The organism is Leptodesmis sp., assembly GCF_052746595.1.
The window spans coordinates 5,333-7,846 of record NZ_JBRAGO010000149.1; the positions used below are offsets into that span (position 1 = coordinate 5,333).

General features: G+C 49.8%; 2 protein-coding genes. One reads left to right on the top strand and one right to left on the bottom strand.

What is annotated here, in order from left to right; translation table 11 throughout:
* Positions 1 to 249 precede the first annotated feature (249 nt).
* Entirely contained in the window at positions 250 to 792 is a 543-nt protein-coding gene (locus ACUVQO_RS21545; RefSeq protein ID WP_445927874.1) for an SRPBCC domain-containing protein, read from the bottom strand.
* A 210-nt stretch (positions 793 to 1,002) separates the two neighbouring features.
* On the opposite strand from ACUVQO_RS21545, the gene ACUVQO_RS21550 reads away from it, so the two are divergent.
* Positions 1,003 to 2,394 carry a malic enzyme-like NAD(P)-binding protein gene (locus ACUVQO_RS21550; RefSeq protein ID WP_445927875.1) on the top strand — a complete coding sequence of 464 codons (1,392 nt, stop codon included), beginning with the start codon at positions 1,003 to 1,005 and terminating at the stop codon, positions 2,392 to 2,394.
* The last annotated feature ends 120 nt before the right edge of the window (positions 2,395 to 2,514 follow it).

The following is a 2,514-nucleotide window of genomic DNA, read 5'->3' on the forward strand; positions in this document are numbered from 1 at the left end:
AGGTGGCTTAGCGGAAATCAACTTTGTCCAAGCCCAGAACCGTATTTTCTCTTGTGGGAAAACTTCTGTTCTCTAGCTGGACTGGTTTTAACCTTGCATAAAACTTATTTTTTAGCTGCAACAAAAATGTCAACGTTTTTATAGAATTATAAGGCTCAAAATACTACGATCGCTTCATTTGCGGATCCGAGTTAGAGGTGCCAGGTAGCATCTTCCTATACCGGGTGGAAACGTTTCAGCGGAGCATCTCTACCTGAGGTTCTCGACAAATTGCTTCAATTCCCAGGCCATGCGTCGAATGCCCTGTTGTTCCTCAGTTCGGATAAAGGGTAGAAATAAGCGGGTCAGCACTCCCGAAAAATGCTCCTGGTGAATATATTTGGTGCGATCGCGCCCCATATCCTGCAACTCAAAGACTTGCTCGCTGACAAAGCCTGGAATTCCAGATACCCATTTCAAGCAGACAGGCGGCTGCAGCAGGGTAATCCGAGGTTGAAACTCGGTTTCGTCTTCGCCAGGAACACGCTTGAGAGATAAAAATACTTCCTGCCCTTCAGCAAACTTTCGCTGAGGATTACAGTCATACAAAAATGTGTTCCAATAAACCCACTTTTCTTTGTGCACCAGCACCTGCCACACCTTTTGTCGGGGAGCACGGATTTCAATTTCAGTATAAAGACTTGGCATAGAGTAAAGATTCGGGATTAGGGATTGGGAATTGGGGGCTTTAGATGGGGGTAGGGACACTCTCATGACGCGATCCGTGTGGCCTGGTACAATTGCAAGTCCCATCTTCTCTTACCCTAAGGAACGACCAACGAGTTAAGTCAAGTTCAGACCGTAGATATCACATGTTTTGCTTGCAGGTTGAGCGATCGTTCACCTGTTCTAGCAACTGCTGATAGGATTCCATATCAGACCCTAGAATGCCCGGTTCTTGAGTAATTCAAACCGATCAGCATTTGCCAACATCCAATATCCAAAACCCAAAATTCCAACACCATGACAGATCTGACACCCAATTCCAGTTTTAGCCTAACCATTCGTTTTCAGTTTCCCAATCGTCCAGGAATGCTGGCAAATGTCACCAAAACAATTTCTACCCTGGGTGGAAGCATGGGACAGATTGATCTGATTGAGCAAACTCGCCAGATTTCCATTCGGGACATTACCATCGACTGCGCCAGTACCGAACATGCGGAAGCGATCGTCGAGGCGGTGAAAGCGTTGCCAGAAACTAAGGTGATTAATGTCTATGACCGCACCTTCAATCTCCACCGGGGTGGCAAGATCTGTGTTCAGAGCCGTATTCCCTTGCGGGGACAGGATGACTTGGCAATGGCGTATACCCCTGGGGTGGGTCGTATTTGTACGGCGATCGCCGAAAATCCCGAAGAAGTCTACAACCTGACGATTAAGCACAACATGGTGGCGATCGTCACCGATGGTAGTGCGGTTTTAGGGTTGGGCAATTTGGGGCCAGAAGCGGCACTACCTGTGATGGAAGGAAAAGCGATGCTGTTTAAGGAGTTTGCCGGAGTGGATGCGTTTCCTATCTGTCTGGCCACTCAGGACACAGACGAAATCGTGGAAACTGTGAAGCGCATTGCTCCTGTCTTTGGCGGAGTCAACCTGGAAGATATTGCCGCTCCCCGTTGTTTTGAAATTGAAGTTCGGTTGCAGCGAGAGCTCAACATTCCCATCTTTCACGATGACCAGCATGGGACAGCGATCGTCAGTCTAGCCGCGTTGATCAATGCCCTCAAACTGGTGAAAAAGCACATGGAAGAGGTGCGAATTGTAATTAATGGAGCAGGCGCGGCAGGCATTGCGATCGCCCGGTTATTGCAAAAAGCGGGGGTGCAACACCTCTGTATCTGTGACTCCAGAGGCATTTTATCCCTACAGCGAGCGGATCTCACAGAACAGAAGCGGGAGTTTGCCGTCGAGATGGCGGGTACGCTAGCGGATGCGATGCAGGGCGCGGATGTGTTTCTGGGGGTTAGTGTTCCCGGAGTGGTGACTCCAGAAATGGTGCGATCGATGGCAACTGACCGGATTGTCTTTGCCATGGCGAATCCCATTCCCGAAATTCAGCCGGAACTGGTCAGTGCAGAGGTGGCCATTATGGCAACCGGACGCAGCGACTATCCCAACCAGATCAACAATGTACTCGCCTTTCCTGGCCTCTTCCGGGGTGCCCTGGATTGCCGCGCCCAGACCTTTACCACTAATATGTATCTGGAAGCGGCTCAGGCGATCGCTTCCCTGATCAAACCCGCCGATCTAAATCCAGAACATATTGTGCCTTCTGTATTTGACGATCGGGTGGCGAGTGCCGTTTCCGCTGCCGTTCAACGTGCGGCCCGTCAGGATGGCGTGGCACAAGCCTAATAGTTGGCATCAGGCATAAGGCGTGTAAACAGCTTTAAATTCTCAGCCAAACAACAACGTAGTTGGATGCGCAAAGCTTAGCGTGCCCATTCAATCAGCCAGAATGACAGGATGGGTACA

Bases quoted from the DNA above. Each gene is read 5' to 3' on its own strand.
- ACUVQO_RS21550 (WP_445927875.1), top strand. From the start codon at position 1,003: ATGACAGATCTGACACCCAATTCCAGTTTTAGCCTAACCATTCGTTTT.
- ACUVQO_RS21545 (WP_445927874.1), bottom strand. From the start codon at position 792: ATGGGACTTGCAATTGTACCAGGCCACACGGATCGCGTCATGAGAGTG.